The 16,948-nt window shown below is 61.0% G+C and carries 17 protein-coding genes; 13 read left to right on the top strand and 4 right to left on the bottom strand.

Features of this window, described 5'->3' with window-relative positions; all coding sequences use genetic code 11:
- Positions 1 to 62 precede the first annotated feature (62 nt).
- The 4 genes from trxB to infA all read left to right on the top strand — a co-directional run bounded on the left by trxB (position 63) and on the right by infA (position 2,804).
- Entirely contained in the window at positions 63 to 1,007 is a 945-nt protein-coding gene (gene trxB, locus AC1RQI_RS06735) for a thioredoxin-disulfide reductase (RefSeq protein ID WP_416634412.1), read from the top strand.
- Positions 1,008 to 1,016: 9 nt separating this feature from the next.
- On the top strand, positions 1,017 to 1,730 hold the full coding sequence (gene aat, locus AC1RQI_RS06730) for a leucyl/phenylalanyl-tRNA--protein transferase (RefSeq protein ID WP_481904135.1): 714 nt from the start codon (positions 1,017 to 1,019) through the stop codon (positions 1,728 to 1,730).
- A complete protein-coding gene (locus tag AC1RQI_RS06725) occupies positions 1,727 to 2,467 on the top strand; it encodes an arginyltransferase (protein ID WP_481904134.1) in 741 nt (246 codons plus the stop codon). The genes aat and AC1RQI_RS06725 overlap by 4 nt, the downstream gene beginning before the upstream one ends.
- Before the next feature lie 118 nt (positions 2,468 to 2,585).
- On the top strand, positions 2,586 to 2,804 hold the full coding sequence (gene infA / locus AC1RQI_RS06720; RefSeq protein WP_077531475.1) for a translation initiation factor IF-1: 219 nt from the start codon (positions 2,586 to 2,588) through the stop codon (positions 2,802 to 2,804).
- Between the two features lie 102 nt (positions 2,805 to 2,906).
- Here infA and clpA read toward each other — a convergent pair whose 3' ends face one another.
- Both clpA and clpS read right to left on the bottom strand, forming a co-directional pair.
- Entirely contained in the window at positions 2,907 to 5,192 is a 2,286-nt protein-coding gene (clpA, locus tag AC1RQI_RS06715) for an ATP-dependent Clp protease ATP-binding subunit ClpA (protein ID WP_416634409.1), read from the bottom strand.
- A 14-nt stretch (positions 5,193 to 5,206) separates the two neighbouring features.
- Positions 5,207 to 5,560: an ATP-dependent Clp protease adapter ClpS gene (clpS, locus tag AC1RQI_RS06710; RefSeq protein ID WP_416635588.1), complete on the bottom strand. Its 354-nt coding sequence runs from the start codon at positions 5,558 to 5,560 to the stop codon at positions 5,207 to 5,209.
- A 307-nt stretch (positions 5,561 to 5,867) separates the two neighbouring features.
- On the opposite strand from clpS, the gene AC1RQI_RS06705 reads away from it, so the two are divergent.
- The 7 genes from AC1RQI_RS06705 (at position 5,868) to AC1RQI_RS06675 (ending at position 12,223) form a co-directional block, all read left to right on the top strand.
- The gene (locus AC1RQI_RS06705) at positions 5,868 to 6,176 is read left to right on the top strand and encodes a cold shock domain-containing protein (protein WP_481904133.1); all 309 of its coding nucleotides are present in this window, start codon (positions 5,868 to 5,870) and stop codon (positions 6,174 to 6,176) included.
- Positions 6,177 to 6,314: 138 nt separating this feature from the next.
- Positions 6,315 to 6,764 carry an NUDIX hydrolase gene (locus AC1RQI_RS06700; RefSeq protein ID WP_416634407.1) on the top strand — a complete coding sequence of 150 codons (450 nt, stop codon included), beginning with the start codon at positions 6,315 to 6,317 and terminating at the stop codon, positions 6,762 to 6,764.
- Positions 6,765 to 6,798: 34 nt separating this feature from the next.
- A complete protein-coding gene (mnmA, locus tag AC1RQI_RS06695) occupies positions 6,799 to 7,965 on the top strand; it encodes a tRNA 2-thiouridine(34) synthase MnmA (RefSeq protein ID WP_481904132.1) in 1,167 nt (388 codons plus the stop codon).
- Positions 7,962 to 8,588: a high frequency lysogenization protein HflD gene (gene hflD / locus AC1RQI_RS06690; protein WP_416634405.1), complete on the top strand. Its 627-nt coding sequence runs from the start codon at positions 7,962 to 7,964 to the stop codon at positions 8,586 to 8,588. The genes mnmA and hflD overlap by 4 nt, the downstream gene beginning before the upstream one ends.
- A 68-nt stretch (positions 8,589 to 8,656) precedes the next feature.
- A complete protein-coding gene (gene purB, locus AC1RQI_RS06685) occupies positions 8,657 to 10,054 on the top strand; it encodes an adenylosuccinate lyase (RefSeq protein ID WP_481904131.1) in 1,398 nt (465 codons plus the stop codon).
- Positions 10,055 to 10,082: 28 nt separating this feature from the next.
- Positions 10,083 to 11,267: a JmjC domain-containing protein gene (locus AC1RQI_RS06680; protein ID WP_481904130.1), complete on the top strand. Its 1,185-nt coding sequence runs from the start codon at positions 10,083 to 10,085 to the stop codon at positions 11,265 to 11,267.
- Complete coding sequence (locus tag AC1RQI_RS06675) at positions 11,264 to 12,223, top strand: GNAT family N-acetyltransferase (protein WP_481904129.1); 960 nt, start codon at positions 11,264 to 11,266, stop codon at positions 12,221 to 12,223. The genes AC1RQI_RS06680 and AC1RQI_RS06675 overlap by 4 nt, the downstream gene beginning before the upstream one ends.
- Before the next feature lie 3 nt (positions 12,224 to 12,226).
- On the opposite strand, the gene AC1RQI_RS06670 is transcribed toward AC1RQI_RS06675, so the two are convergent.
- Positions 12,227 to 13,237 carry a LysR family transcriptional regulator gene (locus AC1RQI_RS06670; RefSeq protein WP_481904128.1) on the bottom strand — a complete coding sequence of 337 codons (1,011 nt, stop codon included), beginning with the start codon at positions 13,235 to 13,237 and terminating at the stop codon, positions 12,227 to 12,229.
- A 149-nt stretch (positions 13,238 to 13,386) separates the two neighbouring features.
- On the opposite strand from AC1RQI_RS06670, the gene AC1RQI_RS06665 reads away from it, so the two are divergent.
- Positions 13,387 to 14,175: a hypothetical protein gene (locus AC1RQI_RS06665; protein ID WP_416634400.1), complete on the top strand. Its 789-nt coding sequence runs from the start codon at positions 13,387 to 13,389 to the stop codon at positions 14,173 to 14,175.
- A 39-nt stretch (positions 14,176 to 14,214) separates the two neighbouring features.
- On the top strand, positions 14,215 to 16,560 hold the full coding sequence (locus AC1RQI_RS06660; protein ID WP_481904127.1) for an ATP-binding protein: 2,346 nt from the start codon (positions 14,215 to 14,217) through the stop codon (positions 16,558 to 16,560).
- On the opposite strand, the gene msrB is transcribed toward AC1RQI_RS06660, so the two are convergent.
- Positions 16,542 to 16,940 carry a peptide-methionine (R)-S-oxide reductase MsrB gene (gene msrB / locus AC1RQI_RS06655; RefSeq protein ID WP_481904126.1) on the bottom strand — a complete coding sequence of 133 codons (399 nt, stop codon included), beginning with the start codon at positions 16,938 to 16,940 and terminating at the stop codon, positions 16,542 to 16,544. The genes AC1RQI_RS06660 and msrB overlap by 19 nt on opposite strands.
- Positions 16,941 to 16,948 lie beyond the last annotated feature (8 nt).

Genomic DNA, 16,948 nt, shown 5'->3' with positions numbered 1-16,948 from the left:
CCCTGCCCCGGCGTTACCATGACCACCATTGATTGACACCGTTTTCCCGATAGAGGAACAGCATGAGCGACAGCAACCATCATCGCCTGATCATTCTCGGCTCCGGCCCGGCGGGCTACACCGCCGCCGTCTACGCCTCGCGCGCCAACCTTGACCCCACACTGATCACCGGCATTGAAGTGGGCGGCCAGCTCACCACGACTACCGACGTGGAAAACTGGCCTGGTGATGTGGATGGACTCCAGGGCCCGGACCTGATGGAGCGCATGAAGACACACGCCGAGCGCTTCAACACCCAGCTGATCTACGACCACATCAATGGCGCCGACCTCAGCCAGCGCCCGTTTACCCTGACCGGCGATTCGGGCAACTACACCTGTGACGCGCTGATCATCGCAACGGGCGCCAGCGCCATGTACCTGGGCCTGGAGTCCGAGGAAACGTTCATGGGCCAGGGTGTAAGTGCCTGCGCCACCTGCGACGGTTTCTTCTACCGCAACCAGGACGTCGCCGTGGTTGGTGGCGGCAATACCGCTGTGGAGGAGGCGCTCTACCTCTCCAACATCGCCAACAACGTCACCCTGGTCCACCGCCGCGACCAGCTGCGCGCGGAAAAGATCCTGCAGGACAAGCTCTTCTCACGGGACAATATCAGCGTCATCTGGGATCACACCCTGGACGAAGTACTGGGTGATGCCACTGGCGTTACCGGCGCACGCCTCAAGAACAAGCACTCCGGTGAAACACAGGACCTGGATGTCGCCGGTGTCTTCATTGCCATTGGGCACAAGCCCAACACCGACCTCTTCGAAGGTCAGCTGGACATGAGCGGCGGCTATATCCGCATCCGCAGCGGCCTGGAGGGCATGGCAACCGAGACCAGCGTCCCCGGCGTCTTCGCCGCCGGCGATGTGGCTGACCATGTTTACCGTCAGGCGGTAACCTCGGCCGGCTTTGGCTGCATGGCAGCGCTGGACGCCGAGAAATACCTGGACGGCCTCGCCTGATCCGCCCCCATGTCCGCGCTCCCCTGGCTGGACACAAGGTCGCACTGGTTCCCGGATCCTGAAACCGCCCTGGATGAACCGGACGGGCTTCTGGCTATCGGCGGCGACCTGCACCCGGAGCGCCTTATCCAGGCCTACAGCCAGGGGATCTTCCCCTGGTTCTCAGACGACCAGCCGATCCTCTGGTGGTCCCCCAACCCGCGCTGCGTCCTTTTCCCTTCCCGCGTGCACATCGCCCGCAGCCTGCGTCGCCGACTGAACCAGGGGAGCCTGCGCATCACGGTGGACTGCGCCTTTGACGACGTCATCCGTGACTGTGGCGCCCTGCGCGAGGAAGGTACCTGGATAACGAGCGACATGGAAACCGCCTACTGCCACCTCCATGACCTGGGCCATGCCCATTCCTTCGAGGCGTGGAACGTGGACGGCGAACTTGTCGGGGGGCTCTACGGCATCGCCATCGGCCGCTGCTTCTTCGGGGAATCCATGTTCAGCCGGGAACGTGATGCCTCCAAGGTGGTGTTCGTCCACGTTGCCCGCCAGCTTGAACGCTGGGGCTATGCACTGATGGACTGCCAGGTTGAGAACGATCACCTGATGAGTCTGGGCGCGGAACGGATTTCACGTCGGCGCTTTTTGACTATACTCAGGGAGAATGTGGATCAACCCGCCGGCCACGACTGGCGGATGGACTGGTTCTGGGGCCAGGAGTCCAATGCATGAGCAGTCTCAAGACCCTGATTTTCTTTGCAACCCCTGAACACCCCTGCAGCTACCTGACCGACCGTCAGGCAACGACCATGTTCGTTGACCCCAGAGCCGAGGTCGACCGCAACCTCTACACGCAACTCACGGAGCTGGGATTCCGGCGCAGCGGCTCCCATTATTATCGCCCCCACTGCCGGGGCTGCAATGCCTGCATTCCCGTGCGCATACCAGTGGCCCGCTTCCAGCCCGACCGTTCCCAGCGCCGCGTCCGGCGTGATAACCGGGACCTCACGCTGATCCAGACGCCGGTGCGCTTTGACGAGGAAATCTATGACCTCTACGAACGCTACATCGTTGAGCGCCATCACGACGGCGATATGTATCCGCCAAGCCGGGAACAGTTCACCTCCTTCCTGATCGAGGGCAGTATCGACGGCTTCTTCCTCGAAATGCGACGTGAAGGGCGGCTGATCGCGGTGGCGGTGGTGGACGTGCTGGATACCGGTTTTTCGGCCATCTATACGTTCTTTGAACCTGGCGAGGAGAAGCGCAGCCTGGGCACTTTCGCCATCCTGTGGCAGATCCAGGAGGCCCACAGGCGCGGCTTGCCGCACCTCTACCTCGGCTATTGGATCCGCCAGTGCCGCAAGATGAATTACAAGACCCGATTCCGTCCGCTGGAGCAGCTGATCAGCGGGCGCTGGACCGAGCTGGTCACCAGCGACGGCATACTGCATCATTCACAGACCTGATTTGGCAATGAACGCAATTTAAGGCAGAATTGCGCCCCTCTGCCCCGGCGTACGCATTGGTTGTTAATATCGGCCGGGCGCATACCAGCATTTCATCAAAGTACGGAGTAGCAACTGAATGGCAAAGTCCGATGCCGTTGAAATGGAAGGCGTCATTGTCGACACCCTTCCCAACACCATGTTCCGAGTAGAGCTGGAGAATGGGCATACCGTCACGGCCCACATCTCCGGCAAGATGCGCAAGAACTACATCCGCATCCTGACCGGCGACAAGGTCAAGGTCGAGCTCACGCCCTACGACCTGAGTAAGGGCCGGATCACCTATCGCTACCGTTAAAGCGCGACCTGCTCCGGGCAAACGCTTGATGCGCTCGATGGCCTAACATGAAAAAACCCCGGCATCCATCGGATACCGGGGTTTTCCATTACGGACCCGTTGTCACTCAACGGCCTCGGTCGGCTCTTCCGTCTCGAACTCGAACGCCAGGTCGTCATCCTTCACATGGATGGAAACCTCGCCGCCGCCATTCGAGAGGCGCCCGAACAGGATTTCCTCTGCCAGTCCCTTCTTGATCTTGTCCTGGATCAGGCGCCCCATGGGGCGAGCCCCCATATTCTCATCATAGCCGTGCTGCGCCAGCCAGAGCTTGGCCTCGTCGTCCACGTGCAGTACAACCTGCTTCTCGTCGAGCTGGGCCTGGAGCTCCGTCAGGAACTTGTCCACCACGTGCGAAATGATTTCCGGGCTCAGCGAGCGGAACTGAATGATGCCATCCAGGCGGTTCCGGAACTCAGGCGTGAAGGTCTTGTTGATGATCTCCATGCCATCGCTGCTGTGATCCTGATTGGCAAAGCCAATGGAACGCTTGGTGAGCACCTCGGCGCCCGCGTTCGTGGTCATCACCAGAATCACGTGGCGGAAATCCGCCTTGCGGCCGTTATTGTCCGTCAGCGTCCCGTGGTCCATCACCTGCAGCAACAGATTGAACACTTCCGGGTGCGCCTTCTCGATCTCATCGAGCAGCAAAACGCAGTGCGGATGCTTGTTCACGTTCTCGGTGAGCAGCCCCCCCTGGTCGTAGCCCACATAGCCAGGCGGCGCCCCGATCAGGCGTGAGACCGTATGACGCTCCATGTACTCGGACATGTCAAAGCGCACCAGCTCAATGCCCAGCAGGTTGGCCATCTGACGCGTGACTTCGGTCTTGCCCACACCAGTGGGGCCGGCAAACATGAAGGCGCCCTCGGGCTTCTCCGGGGCCTTCAGGCCGGCACGCGCCAGCTTGATGGCCGTGGACAGGGATTCGATCGCCTCGTCCTGGCCAAAGACCGTCATCTTCAGGTCGCGCTCGATGTTGCGCAACACATCCTTGTCCGAACTGGAGACGTTCTTCGGCGGAATGCGCGCAATCGAGGCGACGATATCCTCAATCACGGTCTCATTGATGACCTTGCGGCGTTTCGAAACCGGCAGAAGCTGCTGACGCGCGCCTGCTTCATCAATGACATCAATGGCCTTGTCCGGCAGATGGCGGTCGGTAATATAGCGCCCTGCCAACTCCGCGGCACTGCGCAGCGCCTTGTCCGTGTACTTGAGCTCGTGATGCTTCTCAAAGTGGCTCTTGAGGCCCTTGAGGATCCGATAGCTGTCCTCAACACTCGGCTCGTTCACATCAATCTTCTGGAAGCGCCGGGCGAGCGCACTGTCCTTCTCAAAGATGCCACGGAACTCGGAGAAGGTCGTGGAACCGATGCAGCGCATCTCTCCGGAGCCAAGCATGGGCTTGAGCAGGTTCGACGCATCCATTACGCCCCCCGAAGCCGAGCCGGCCCCGATGATGGTGTGGATCTCATCAATGAACAGGATCGCGTGTTCACGCTTCTTGAGTTCCGCAAGCAACGCCTTGAGGCGCTTCTCGAAATCCCCCCGGTACTTGGTGCCGGCCAGAAGCGCGCCCAGATCCAGTGAGAACACCTCGGCGTTGCGGATCACCTCGGGCACGTCGCCGTCCACGATCTTCTTGGCCAGGCCCTCGGCAATGGCAGTCTTGCCCACACCGGCCTCGCCAACCAGCAGCGGATTGTTCTTGCGCCGGCGCACAAGCGTCTGAACGGTCCGTTCAACTTCATGCTCACGGCCAATCAACGGATCAATATGGCCCTGGCTCGCGCGTTCGTTCAGGTTCTGGGCGTAAGCTTCCAGCGGGTTGGAACTGGTGCCCTCTTCCGCGCTTTCGTCCTGCTGCATTGAATCCGACTCCGAACCGCTCTCTTTCTCGTCCGGCCCAGACACCTTGGAAATGCCATGGGAGATGAAATTGACCACGTCAATGCGCGCGATGTTCTGTTTCTTGAGCACGAACACCGCCTGGCTCTCCTGTTCGCTGAAGATGGCTACCAGCACATTCGCACCGGTCACCTCCTTCTTGCCGGAAGACTGCACATGAAACACGGCCCGCTGCAGCACACGCTGGAACCCGAGTGTTGGCTGGGTCTCGCGCTCACTGTCATTGGAGGGGATCAGCGGCGTCGTGGAATCCACGAAGTCGTTGAGCTCCTCGCGCAGTCGCGGCAGGTCGGCCCCGCAGGCTTTGAGCACCCGCACGGCGGATTCATTGTCGAGCAGTGCCAGCAGCAGGTGCTCCACGGTCATGAATTCATGACGCTTGTCACGCGCGTTACGGAATGCCTCGTTGAGGGTCAGTTCGAGGTCTTTACTGAGCATGGGCCACCCCGATATCAGTCAGCTCGTTCAATCTCACACAGCAGCGGATGATCGTGCTCGGAAGCATATTGATTCACCTGGGCCGCTTTCGTTTCCGCTATATCCCGAGTATAGACGCCACAGACCGCTTTGCCCTGCGTATGCACTGCCAGCATGATCTGTGTCGCCTTTTCCTCCGGCATGGCGAAGAAAGTCATCAGAACCTCCACGACGAAATCCATCGGCGTGTAGTCATCGTTCATCAGCACCACCTTGTACAAGGAGGGGCGCTTAACCTCCGGTTTCTCCGTTTCAACGGCCGTGCCGTCGTCCTGGCCCGGATCTTCCTCGCCACCGTCCTGATTCCATACTAGTAGAGCCTGATCCATCTTTACGAACCTGTCTTCAATCATAATGTGTCGCCATGTACGGATTACAACCCATGCTCTCTCATCATCTGTCCTGATTTTATCACGTTCATCCCACGCGACACCCGCTCGCATGACCACCGATCAGTCCTCAAAACCAGCCTGCGCCCCTTGACTCTGGTGGTTTTTTGGTCAAGAGTTTTTGTAGCGAATTTACAAAGCGTTACATCCAAACACCCGCTGTGACCAGGAGCCATTCCACAAACCGGCTCCTGACGCCAACCGGGCAGTCGGCAGTCAGGGAATCTCTGAAAGCAAGGAGGAGGCAATGCATCAGGGCAAGGTCAAGTGGTTCAACAACGCCAAGGGCTATGGCTTCATCATCGAGGAAGGGGAAAGCGAAGACCTGTTCGTCCACTTCTCCTCCATTCAGATGGAAGGCTACAAGACCCTGAAGGCGGGACAGCGCGTGGAGTTCGAGAAGCAGCCCAGCGCCAAGGGCATCCATGCTGTCAACATCATCCCCCACGAAACACCACCACGACGGAAAGAGAGCCAGGAAAGCCAGAATTCGCAACACGAAACCACTGGCAGCGACGACTCCCAGCATGACCGCTCGCGACAGGAAACGGCCTGATCGGGGCCAACCCCGAACCGCCCCGGGGTACAGGTGCTCCGGGGCCGGTATCCGCAATGGCGGGCGGTGGCAACACTTCCCTTTCGTCGCCCAAAACCCTAGAGTCTGTCCCCGAAGTGTCAGACCGGAGATTGCGCGATGCAATGGAAGCCCAATGCCACCGTTGCCGTTGTGGTGCCGGACGGCGACCGTTTCCTTGTAGTGGAAGAGCACAGCGACGGGGCCGTGGTCATCAACCAGCCTGCGGGCCACATTGAGGAAGATGAGTCCATCTTCGATGCAGCACGGCGCGAAGCGCTTGAGGAAACCGGCTACCCGGTAAACCTCACAGGTTTTCTCGGCCTTTACGTGTTCCGCTCCCCCCACAACGGGATCACCTATCACCGCTACGCCTTCATTGGCGAGGCCGGCCCGCGGGAAACCCATTCCCTGGATGACGGCATCATCGCCGCGCACTGGCTCACAGCGGATGAGCTGCGGGCGCAACAGGACCAGCTGCGCAGCCCACTGGTCACCACCTGCATCCATGACTATCTCAACGGTCGCCGGTTCCCACTGGATCTGATCCGGGAAATTCCGCCACAGTGACGCGCCCGCGCCAATCCCCTACAATGGGCGCCCTATGACTGAAACGCAGAATACCGGCAACGAGACCGCACCCCACGTCATCGTCGGCATGTCCGGCGGTGTTGACTCCTCGGTGGCTGCCCTGCTGCTCAAGCAGCAGGGCTACCACGTGGAAGGGCTGTTCATGAAAAACTGGGACGAAGCGGACGGAACGGAACACTGCACCATCATGGAAGACCTGGCGGATGCCCAGGCGGTTGCCGGACGTATCGGCATGCCACTGTACACCGTCAGCTTTTCCGGCGAGTACTGGGACCGCGTGTTCGAGCACTTCCTGGCTGAATACAGCGCGGGCCGTACGCCCAACCCGGACATCCTGTGCAACAAGGAGATCAAGTTCCGGGCTTTTCTGGATCATGCGGTAACACTCGGGGCCGATTACATCGCCACCGGCCACTACGCACGCCGGCGGATCATCGGCGACGGCAGCCAGGCCCAGCTCCTGCGGGGGCTTGATGCCAACAAGGACCAGAGCTATTTCCTGCATGCGGTGGCCGGTGAACGGCTGGCCCGCACCCTCTTTCCGCTTGGGGACATGGACAAGAGCGAGGTCCGTCGCATTGCGGAGGACGCCGGTCTGGTTACCCATGACAAGAAAGACAGTACCGGCATCTGCTTCATCGGCGAACGCCGTTTCAGCGACTTCCTGAAAACCTATCTGCCGGCACAACCAGGCAATATTGAAACTCCGGATGGTGATGTGATCGGGCGCCATCAGGGCCTGATGTACCACACCATTGGCCAGCGCCAGGGCCTTGGCATCGGAGGGCTTTCCGGTTACAGCACCGACCCCTGGTACGTGGCGGACAAGAACCTGGAGCGCAATGTACTGATTGCTGTTCAGGGCGGCCAGCACCCCCTGCTCTACCGCCAGGGGCTGTACACCTGGCACATCGACTGGGTTACCGGTGAGCCGGAATTGCCGTTGCGGTGCGTCGCCAAGAACCGCTATCGCCAGCCGGACCAGAGCTGCACCCTGGAAGCGACCGGTGATGGGTACCGTGTCCTGTTCGATGAACCCCAGCGGGCGGTAACCCCCGGCCAGTCCGTCGTCTTCTATCAGGGCGATGTCTGCCTCGGAGGCGGGGTTATTGAGCGCACCTTCATGGATGAAGCCGGTTCCCCCGGAGAGTCCATTCCGGTTCAGGGGCAGTCCGCGTGAGCGCCAGTCTCCGTGATCAGACCCTGGCGCTGGCCGGCATTTTCCAGGCCTCCAGCCTTGTGCACCAGACCGCCACCAAAGGCCAGTGCCTTCAGGATCCGCTGGAAACCACCATCCAGTCGCTGTTCCAGACGGACCCCGGCAACACCCTCGACGTCTACGGCGACCTTTACGGTCTGCGCGAGGGCCTGAAGACACTCAGCCGGTGCATGGGTGAACAGCCCGCCGGCCAGGACGCCCAGATCCTGCGCTACAGCCTGAGCCTGGTCCAGCTTGAAGCCCGCCTGAACAAGCAGAAGGACATGATGGACACCATTGGTGAGCGCATCGAACAGGCGCAGCGAAGCGTTGAGCACTTTGGTGCCACCCACCCGAATGTGCTGCGCAACCTGGCCAGCATCTACCAGGACACACTGAGCACCTTCCGGGTCAAAATCAACGTTAACGGTAACCGCCAATACCTTGAAATTGAAGAAAATGCCGCCCGAATCCGTGCCTGCCTTCTGGCCGGAATCCGCTCCGCCGTGCTGTGGCGCCAACTCGGCGGGCGGCGCTGGCAGTTGATTGTCCGCCGTAAGCGTTATGTCGCCATTGCCGACGGCATCCTGCACGACCTGGGCTGAGCGCCTGCCTCCACCCGCACCGCTCGTGTATAATACGCCTTTACCCATTGCACGAGAGGCTCATCCCCATGGATCTGAACGCCCTGACGGCGATTTCACCCGTCGACGGTCGTTATGGCAGCAAAGTGGCGCCGCTTCGGGACATTGTCAGCGAGTACGGACTCATCCGCGCCCGTGTCACCGTGGAGATCCGGTGGCTCCAGCACCTGGCCGCGCAGCCGGATATCCCGGAAGTTCCCGCTTTCTCCCAAGCTGCAACACGCTTCCTGGACGGGGTAGTCTCCGATTTCAGCCTGGCCGATGCTGAAACCATCAAGGCCACGGAGCGCACGACCAACCATGACGTGAAAGCCGTGGAATACTTCATCAAGGAACGCATTGCCTCGGTTCGTGACACCCTGCCCGAGCTGACGGACGTTTCCGAATTTGTCCACTTTGGCTGCACGTCCGAGGACATCAACAACCTCTCCCATGCCCTGATGCTGCGCGAGGCCATGGACACGCAGATGCTGCCGGCCATGGATGAGCTGCTGGAACACCTTCAGGGCATGGCACAGGATCTGGCCGAACAGCCCATGCTGGCACGAACCCATGGCCAGACCGCCTCGCCCACCACCGTTGGCAAGGAACTGGCCAACAGCGCCTACCGCTTGGCCCGCCAGCGCGAGCAGCTGCGCAGCACCGAGCTCATGGGCAAGATGAACGGTGCCGTAGGCAACTACAACGCCCACCTGTGCGCCTACCCTGAAGTGGACTGGGAAGCCGTGAGCCGGCGTTTCGTGGAAGACCTGGGCCTGAGCTGGAACCCCTACACCACCCAGATCGAGCCCCATGACTGCGTGGCTGAGCTCTTCAACGCCCTCAGCCGGTTCAATACGGCGTTGACGGACCTGGACCGGGACCTCTGGGGCTACATCTCGCTTGGTTACTTCAAGCAGCGTACTGTTGCCGGTGAAGTGGGCTCCTCCACCATGCCCCACAAGGTTAATCCCATCGACTTCGAGAACTCCGAGGGCAACCTGGGACTGGCCAACGCCATCCTTGATCACCTGGCGGCCAAGCTGCCCATCTCCCGCTGGCAGCGGGACCTGACCGATTCCACGGTCATGCGCAACCTGGGTGTGGGCCTGGCGCACAGCCTGCTTGCCTGGCAGGCCACCCTGAAAGGGCTCGCCAAGCTTGAGGTGAACCCCCAGCGCCTGGACGAGGACCTCCAGCAGGCCTGGGAGATCCTGGCCGAACCGATCCAGACCCTGATGCGGCGCTACAAGGTCGAAAACCCCTACGAGAAGCTCAAGGAGCTCACCCGTGGTAAGGCCATGACGCCGGAGGTCATCCATGAGTTCATTGACGGTCTGGCTATTCCCGAGGCTGCCCGGGAGCAGCTGCGCAGCCTGACCCCGACACGCTACACCGGTAATGCGGCTGAACAGGCGCACGCGATCCGCGAGCGCTCCCCAAACTGACACTTGAAAACAGCGACCTGAACCCCCTATGTCCGTACTCGGCGAAACCAGCATCGAGACCTTCCTCCAGGACTACTGGCAGAAGAAGCCGCTGATCATCCGCAACGCCTTTCCCGGCATCCAGTCCCCGGTATCCGTGGACGAACTCGCTGGACTGGCCTGCGAGGAGGCCGTCGAATCCCGCCTTGTGTTCGAGGAAGAAAACGGCAAACCCTGGCAGCTTCACAGTGGGCCCTTTGAAGCCTCCTACCTGCAGTCACTGCCGGAAAAGGACTGGACGCTTCTCGTCCAGGGCCTGGACCACTGGGTTCCCGAGGCAGCCGACCTGCTCGACCATTTCCGCTTTATCCCCAATTGGCGGCTGGACGACATTATGGCCAGCTTTGCCCCTGTTGGCGGCAGCGTTGGCCCCCACTTCGACCGCTATGACGTCTTCCTCCTCCAGACCATCGGCCAGCGCCGCTGGAAGCTTGGCGGTGTGCACGACAACAGCTCACCCCGGGTCGAGGGCTCACCACTGCACATCCTCGCGGATTTCGAAACCCAGGAAGAAGCGGTCCTGAACCCGGGCGACATGCTTTACCTGCCTCCTGGTGTGGCGCATTGGGGCATTGCTGAAAACGACTGCATGACGCTATCCGTCGGCTTCCGCACGCCCAGCCACGCGGATGTGGTCACCGGTGTTGCGGACTTTGTGGCGGACAGTCCGGAGCTGGACCGCCAGCTGACAGACCCCGCGCCAGCGAGCCAGGATAATCCAGGCCGCATCAGTGATCGCCAGATCAACGAGTTACGATCCATTCTTGAAAACGCACTCCAGGATCCCGACGCCATTGCAAGCTGGTTCGGGCAGGCCATGACCGAGCCCAAGCACGCGGGCATTGTCGAGCCTCCGGAGGCCCCGATGGATGCCGCAACACTACAGGCACTGGTCAGCGATGGAACCCCGCTTATCTGGAATGAAGGCAGCCGCTTCAGCTTCCATGACCTGCCCGATGAGGGAGGCCGGCTGCTGTTTGTGGACGGCCAGCGCTACCGCCTGACCGGCCAGGCCACCGGCATTGCCGACGTACTCTGCGCCAGCCGTCACCCGGATGTCGACGCACTTAATCGTTTGCTGCAGGACACCGCACTTGCAGAGCTGATGGCTTCACTGGTCAACCAGGGAAGCCTTTATCCCGAGGGCGACGACGAGGAGAGTGACGGAGCATGAGAATCGAAGCGCACCCAGCTGGCGAGCTGCCTGAAGCTGCCATTGCCTTGCGCCGCCAGGTGTTCACCCGTGAACAGCAGGTCCCCGAGGAGCTGGAGTGGGACGAGACCGATGCAGAAGCCGTGCACTACATGGTCCACGATGACAGCGGCGAGCCCATCGCCACGGCACGCCTGTACGAAGCCGCCGACGGCTGGGCGGGCATAGGCCGGATGGCGGTATCCACCGCTGCCCGTGGCCAGGACGTTGGGACTCACCTGCTGAATCGCATGCTGCAGGACGGCCTTGCCAACTGGAACCGCTTTACGCTCAGCGCCCAGGAGGCCGCCGTGGATTTCTATCGCCGGCTGGGATTCTACGTGGTCTCGGAACGATACATGGACGCCGGTATTCCCCACCGACGCATGAACTGCACCGCCCCCTCGTTGGTTACCCGCCAGCAGGCGGAGACCCGGTGCCCCTTCATGCTGGCCTCGGACACCACCAGCTGGCAGCTCAGCGTTAACGGCGACCAGCTGGAAGCGCTGCTCGCCATGACGGAGCAGGCCACCCGCCGGCTCTGGATTTACGACAACCTACTCAGTCACGCCCTCTACGACGACAGCGTACTGGAGCAGGCAGTCTCCCATCTGGCCCGGCGCAGCCGCCACAGCGACATCCGCTTTCTGATCCATGACGACAACCCCCTGGTCAAGCGCCGGCACGGCCTGGTGCAGCTGATGCGCCGTCTGCCCAGTCGTATCGCGTTACGGCTGGTCAATACCAGCTACCCTCATGGTGACCGTCCCGTGATCCTTGTCGACGACAGCGGCGTTATCAGCCGCCACGACTTTGACACTGCGGAAGGTTTTGCCAACGCCTCGGCCCCCCGGCGGGTGCGGCCCTTCGCCGAGGAATTCGAGCGCGCCTGGGAGCACGGACGCAGTTCGGTGGAGCTCCGCGACCTGCCGCTGTGAGGTTCAGCGCTCCGAGGGGTGGGCCGGCTCCGGCCCGGTGGGGACAAAATCCGCCGCAAACGGTTCGAATGCCTGGTTGAGCTCCTCGGCCCCCTCCACGATCCGCTGGCGCAACCATTGGTGATCCGGATTGTGCTGCAGCAGGGGGCTCCAGGCCATTTTCAGTTCAATCGGCGGAATCGGAAAAGGAGGCGCCTTCACCACCAGTGCGGGGTTATCCTTCTGCAACCAGGCCGCCCGACACGGCAGGGTCGCCATCACGTCATGCTGCTCAGCCAGCAGGGTCGCCACCTGGTAATGCCGCGTGAACACCGATATACGGCGCTTGCGCCCCAGCTTACCCAGGGCTTCATCGACCCATCCCAGGCGCTGTACATCCCGGGGGTTAACCCCCACCCCGACCCCAAAGCCGGTTTTGCTGACCCAGATGTGGTTGGCTTCCAGGTAGGTGTCCAGCGTGAAGGGTTCTGTAAGCACCGGGTTCTTGTTGCTCATCAGGCAAGCAAACCAGTCCGTCCAGAGGGTGCGCTGGTGGAAGGACTGTGGGATGGTGTCAAACCGGTTGATGGCCATATCCACCCGCCCCTGCTCCACATCCAGGAAGCTCACGTCCGACGGCGTCAACACGTCCAACGTCACATGCGGGGCAAGCTTGCGGATCAGGCGCAGAACCCGGGGCATGAGGGTTGATTCCGCGTAGTCGCTGGCCATGATGCGGAAAACCCGCTCGCTGGCCCCGGCATTGAAAGAGCCGGTCTTCTGGACCGTCTGCTCCACCTGCCCCAGGATCTCGCGGACCCGTGGCTGCAGCCCCAGCGCCCGCTCCGTGGGACTCATGCCATCACTGGTGCGCACCAGCAGTGGGTCATCGAACAGCTCCCGGAGCCGGCGCAATCCATTGCTCATGGCCGGCTGGGTCAAGCCCAGGTAACTCGCCGCGCGCGTCACACTCTTCTCACGCAGCAGCACATCCAGATACACCAGCAGGTTGAGGTCAATCCGGGATAGATCCATGGCCTCTCCACATTCAGCTTCGCGGCCATTATGCCCTGACCACAACGGGCCCTACCAGCCTGATAAGCCGCTTTATGCGCTCATTCATGCAGTTATCGGGCTTCTGGTATATAATGGAGTTATTCTGGATAACACAGCGTGTGTTGACTATGACCACTATCGCCATCATTGGTGTTCTGGCGCTTTTGCTGATCATCGGCATTGTACTGATCGTTGTCAGCCAGATGCGGGAAAAGGCTCGGGTGGAGCACATGCGCCGCGTCAAAACGCTGGAGGATGGCCACAGCCTGCTTCGTCGCTTTGTGGACGAACTCCCCAACTCCTTTCTGGATACGGGACTGCGCCGCCTTATCCTGCAACGGGCCCTGGAGCTGGCGAGCCAGCTCCGCCAGCTGAATGCGCCGGGGAACCCCCAAGCCCTGGAAGAAACGGACCAGGCGGCCCTGACCGCCCTGGAATCCGGGCAGATTCAGGGTCCGGGTGAATTCCCGATGAATGACCAGCAGCGGGTCAAGGAAATCCGGAATCTGCTCCAGATGCTGTTCCGTTTTGTTGAGCGCCAGAAAAAGGCAGGTCGAATCTCCGGTGACGCCGCCAATCAGCATCTTCAGAACATCCTATTTCTGGTGCATCGCGTCTACGCGGACCTGATGGTCTATCAAGCGCAGGACCACGAACAGGCCCAACGCTACCGCAAGGCGATTCACTGCTATCACCAGGCGGCAAGCGAGCTGGAGAAATCCAAGAAACATCCGGATGCAGCAGAACTGGTCACGAAATACCGCGAACGCATCAAGGAACTCAACCGTCTTGCCGAAGGGGAAGATCCGGAGGCGGATCGGCGTGATGCGGTCATGCCGGACAGCGTGAACCGCGAATGGGAAGAATTCATCCAGGAGGAAGAATCCTGGAAGAAGAAAGCGGATTACGATGACTGACGCCATCGTCCGCAGTCACTGGCAAAGGGATGACAAGGTGTGGATTCAAGGTTCTCACGGCGCCTATCGTTTCGCCTGACCCGCAACGTCGTGCTGTCGGCGCTGACACTCGGGGTTGTGCTGAACCTCGGTGTCGTGACGCTGGACTATTTCAGCGCCCGCTCCAACATGAACAGCGAAATCCGGGCCCTGATGGAAATCAGCCACAGCCCGGCGTCGCAGATCGCCTATAACATTGATACCCGCCTCGCCGAGGAGCTTCTGGACGGGCTTCTGCGTCATCCCGCTATCGTGAATGCCCGCATCGAGACGCCCGAGGGCCGTATCCTGGCGGAACGCAAACGCCGCGCCTCCGAAGGCCCTTACCGTTGGCTGAGCGATACGCTCTTCCAGCCCCGACGGGAATACAGGCAACAACTGCATGTCGCCCAGCTGTCCGACATGGAACTCGGCCACCTCCGCGTGACCATCGACACCTACCCCTTTGGGAGCACCTTCCTTCGGCGCGCTGGCTACACGCTGCTCAGCGGCTTCATCATGAGCCTTGCCCTGGCGGGCCTGTTGCTGGTGATCTTTTACATGATGATCACCAAACCCCTGTTGCGGGTGGTCAGCGGCCTTCAGGATGTTGACTCCGAGAAAGCCGAGAAGGCGCGCCTGCCCACACCCAGGCGTCATGAGAACGACGAGATCGGGCTGTTGGTTCACATCACCAATGAGCACCTGGACACCATCGACAACAGCCTCCAGAAGCAACGTGAAGCAGAAGGCCGTCTCAAGGAGTACAACGAGAAACTGGCCCAGATTGTCGAGGAACGCACCTCCGAGATCCGTGACAAGAACGAAGCCCTGCAACGCTCCAACCGGGCCCTGATCGATGCCCGCGAGGAAGCGCTGGAAACAGCGCGTGCACGAGCTGACTTCCTTGCCAGCATGAGCCACGAGATCCGCACCCCGCTGAATGGACTGCTGGGCATGCTGCGCCTGACCCTTGAAAGCCGGCTCTCCGCCACCCAGCGCGAGCGCATGGAACTGGCCCTCAACGCTGGCGAAAACCTGATTGCCCTGGTTAACGACATCCTGGACATGTCGAAGGTGGAGGCCGGCAAGCTCACCCTTGAGCAGATCAGCGTGGATGCCGGCGCGCTGGCAGAGGAATGCGCATCACTGTTTGCGCAACAGAGCACCCGCAGTGCGGATGTTGAAATCGTCACCCATATTGCCCCGGACATTGCCTCCGCCTATCTAGGTGATCCCACCCGGTTACGCCAGATCATCAACAACCTGATGGGTAATGCCATCAAGTTCACCTCCCATGGGCAGATCACCCTTGGCCTTGAACCGTCCTCTGACGGTATTGAGCTGAGAGTGGCGGATACCGGTATTGGCATGTCCGAAGAAGCCCAAAAGACAATCTTTTCACCCTTCTCCCAGGGGCAGGCGGATACCACGCGACGCTTTGGCGGCACCGGGCTTGGCCTGACCCTGTGCCGGCAGCTGGTGGACCGTATGGGCGGAACCATCGAAGTTCGCTCAAAGGAACAGGAAGGCACCCGGATCACGGTTCGCTTGCCACTCGACACCGACCCGGAGGGACCGGAACGCATTGGCGAGGGCGACTTTGAAGGCATGCGGGTGCTACTGCTCACCGGCCACGACAACCCCCATGTGCCTGCCCTGCAGGATTACCTGCGGTACTGGGGTATCCAGTTGCATCGTGAGGACTCCGTACCGGACGACGCCTCCGGCCTGGACCTGGAGAATCAGGACCTGATCATCCTGGACAGCCGCAACCCTGGGTGGCAGCCGCTGACCGACCAGTCGCAACGCAGCCCGCCCCTGGTGCACCTGGGCACCAATGGCGCGGCCGTGGATCGATCCGAGGTCATCCAGCTGCCATTGGTGCGCCGGCAGCTGGTCAAGACCCTGCGGATCTGCATCGGCCTGACCGCGGCAACAACCGAGTCACACAGCGACGCGCCCGACAGTTCCCAGCCGCTGGACGTGCTTTTGGTTGAGGACAACCAGGTCAACCAGATGGTGGCCAGCGGCATGCTGCGTAAGCTTGGCCATGAGGTCACCATCCGCGAAAACGGTGAACAGGCGCTCGACTACCTGCAGCAATACAGCTGTGACGTGGTACTGATGGACTGCCAGATGCCGGTCATGGACGGCTTTGAAGCCACCCGGCAACTACGCGGTATGGCAGGCCTGGAAACCCTGCCGATCATCGCGGTCACCGCCAATGCCATGGAAGGTGACCGGGAGCAGTGCCTGAACGCAGGTATGAATGACTACCTCACCAAGCCCTACAGCATCGACGCCATGCGCGACGTGCTGGAGCGCTGGGGGGCGAGCGGGGAGGCTCAATCCTCCCGCGACTGAAGGCTCAATGCCGCTGAATTGATGCAGTAGCGCAGTCCGGTAGGCTCCGGTCCATCCGGGAAAACGTGACCCAGATGGGCGTCGCACCGCGCACACAGGGCCTCAGTCCGGACCATGCCAAGCGAACGGTCGCTCCTTTCAGTGACGGCTTCCTGATTCACGGGCTGCCAGTAACTGGGCCACCCAGAGCCGGAATCAAACTTATTGCGGGCATCAAACAGTGATTCACCACAGCAGATGCAGCAGTAGACGCCGTCCTCCTTGCAGTCGTTGTACTCGCCACTGAATGGCCGCTCCGTGCCCCCCTCGCGGGTAACGCGGTAACTTTCCGGGGAAAGGCGCTCAAGCCATTCCTGTTCCGACCGGTTTACTTTCGTCATATCGTAAC

Source organism: Salicola sp. AFF1 (assembly GCF_056783195.1).
This window is presented reverse-complemented; position numbering and strand designations above follow the sequence as displayed.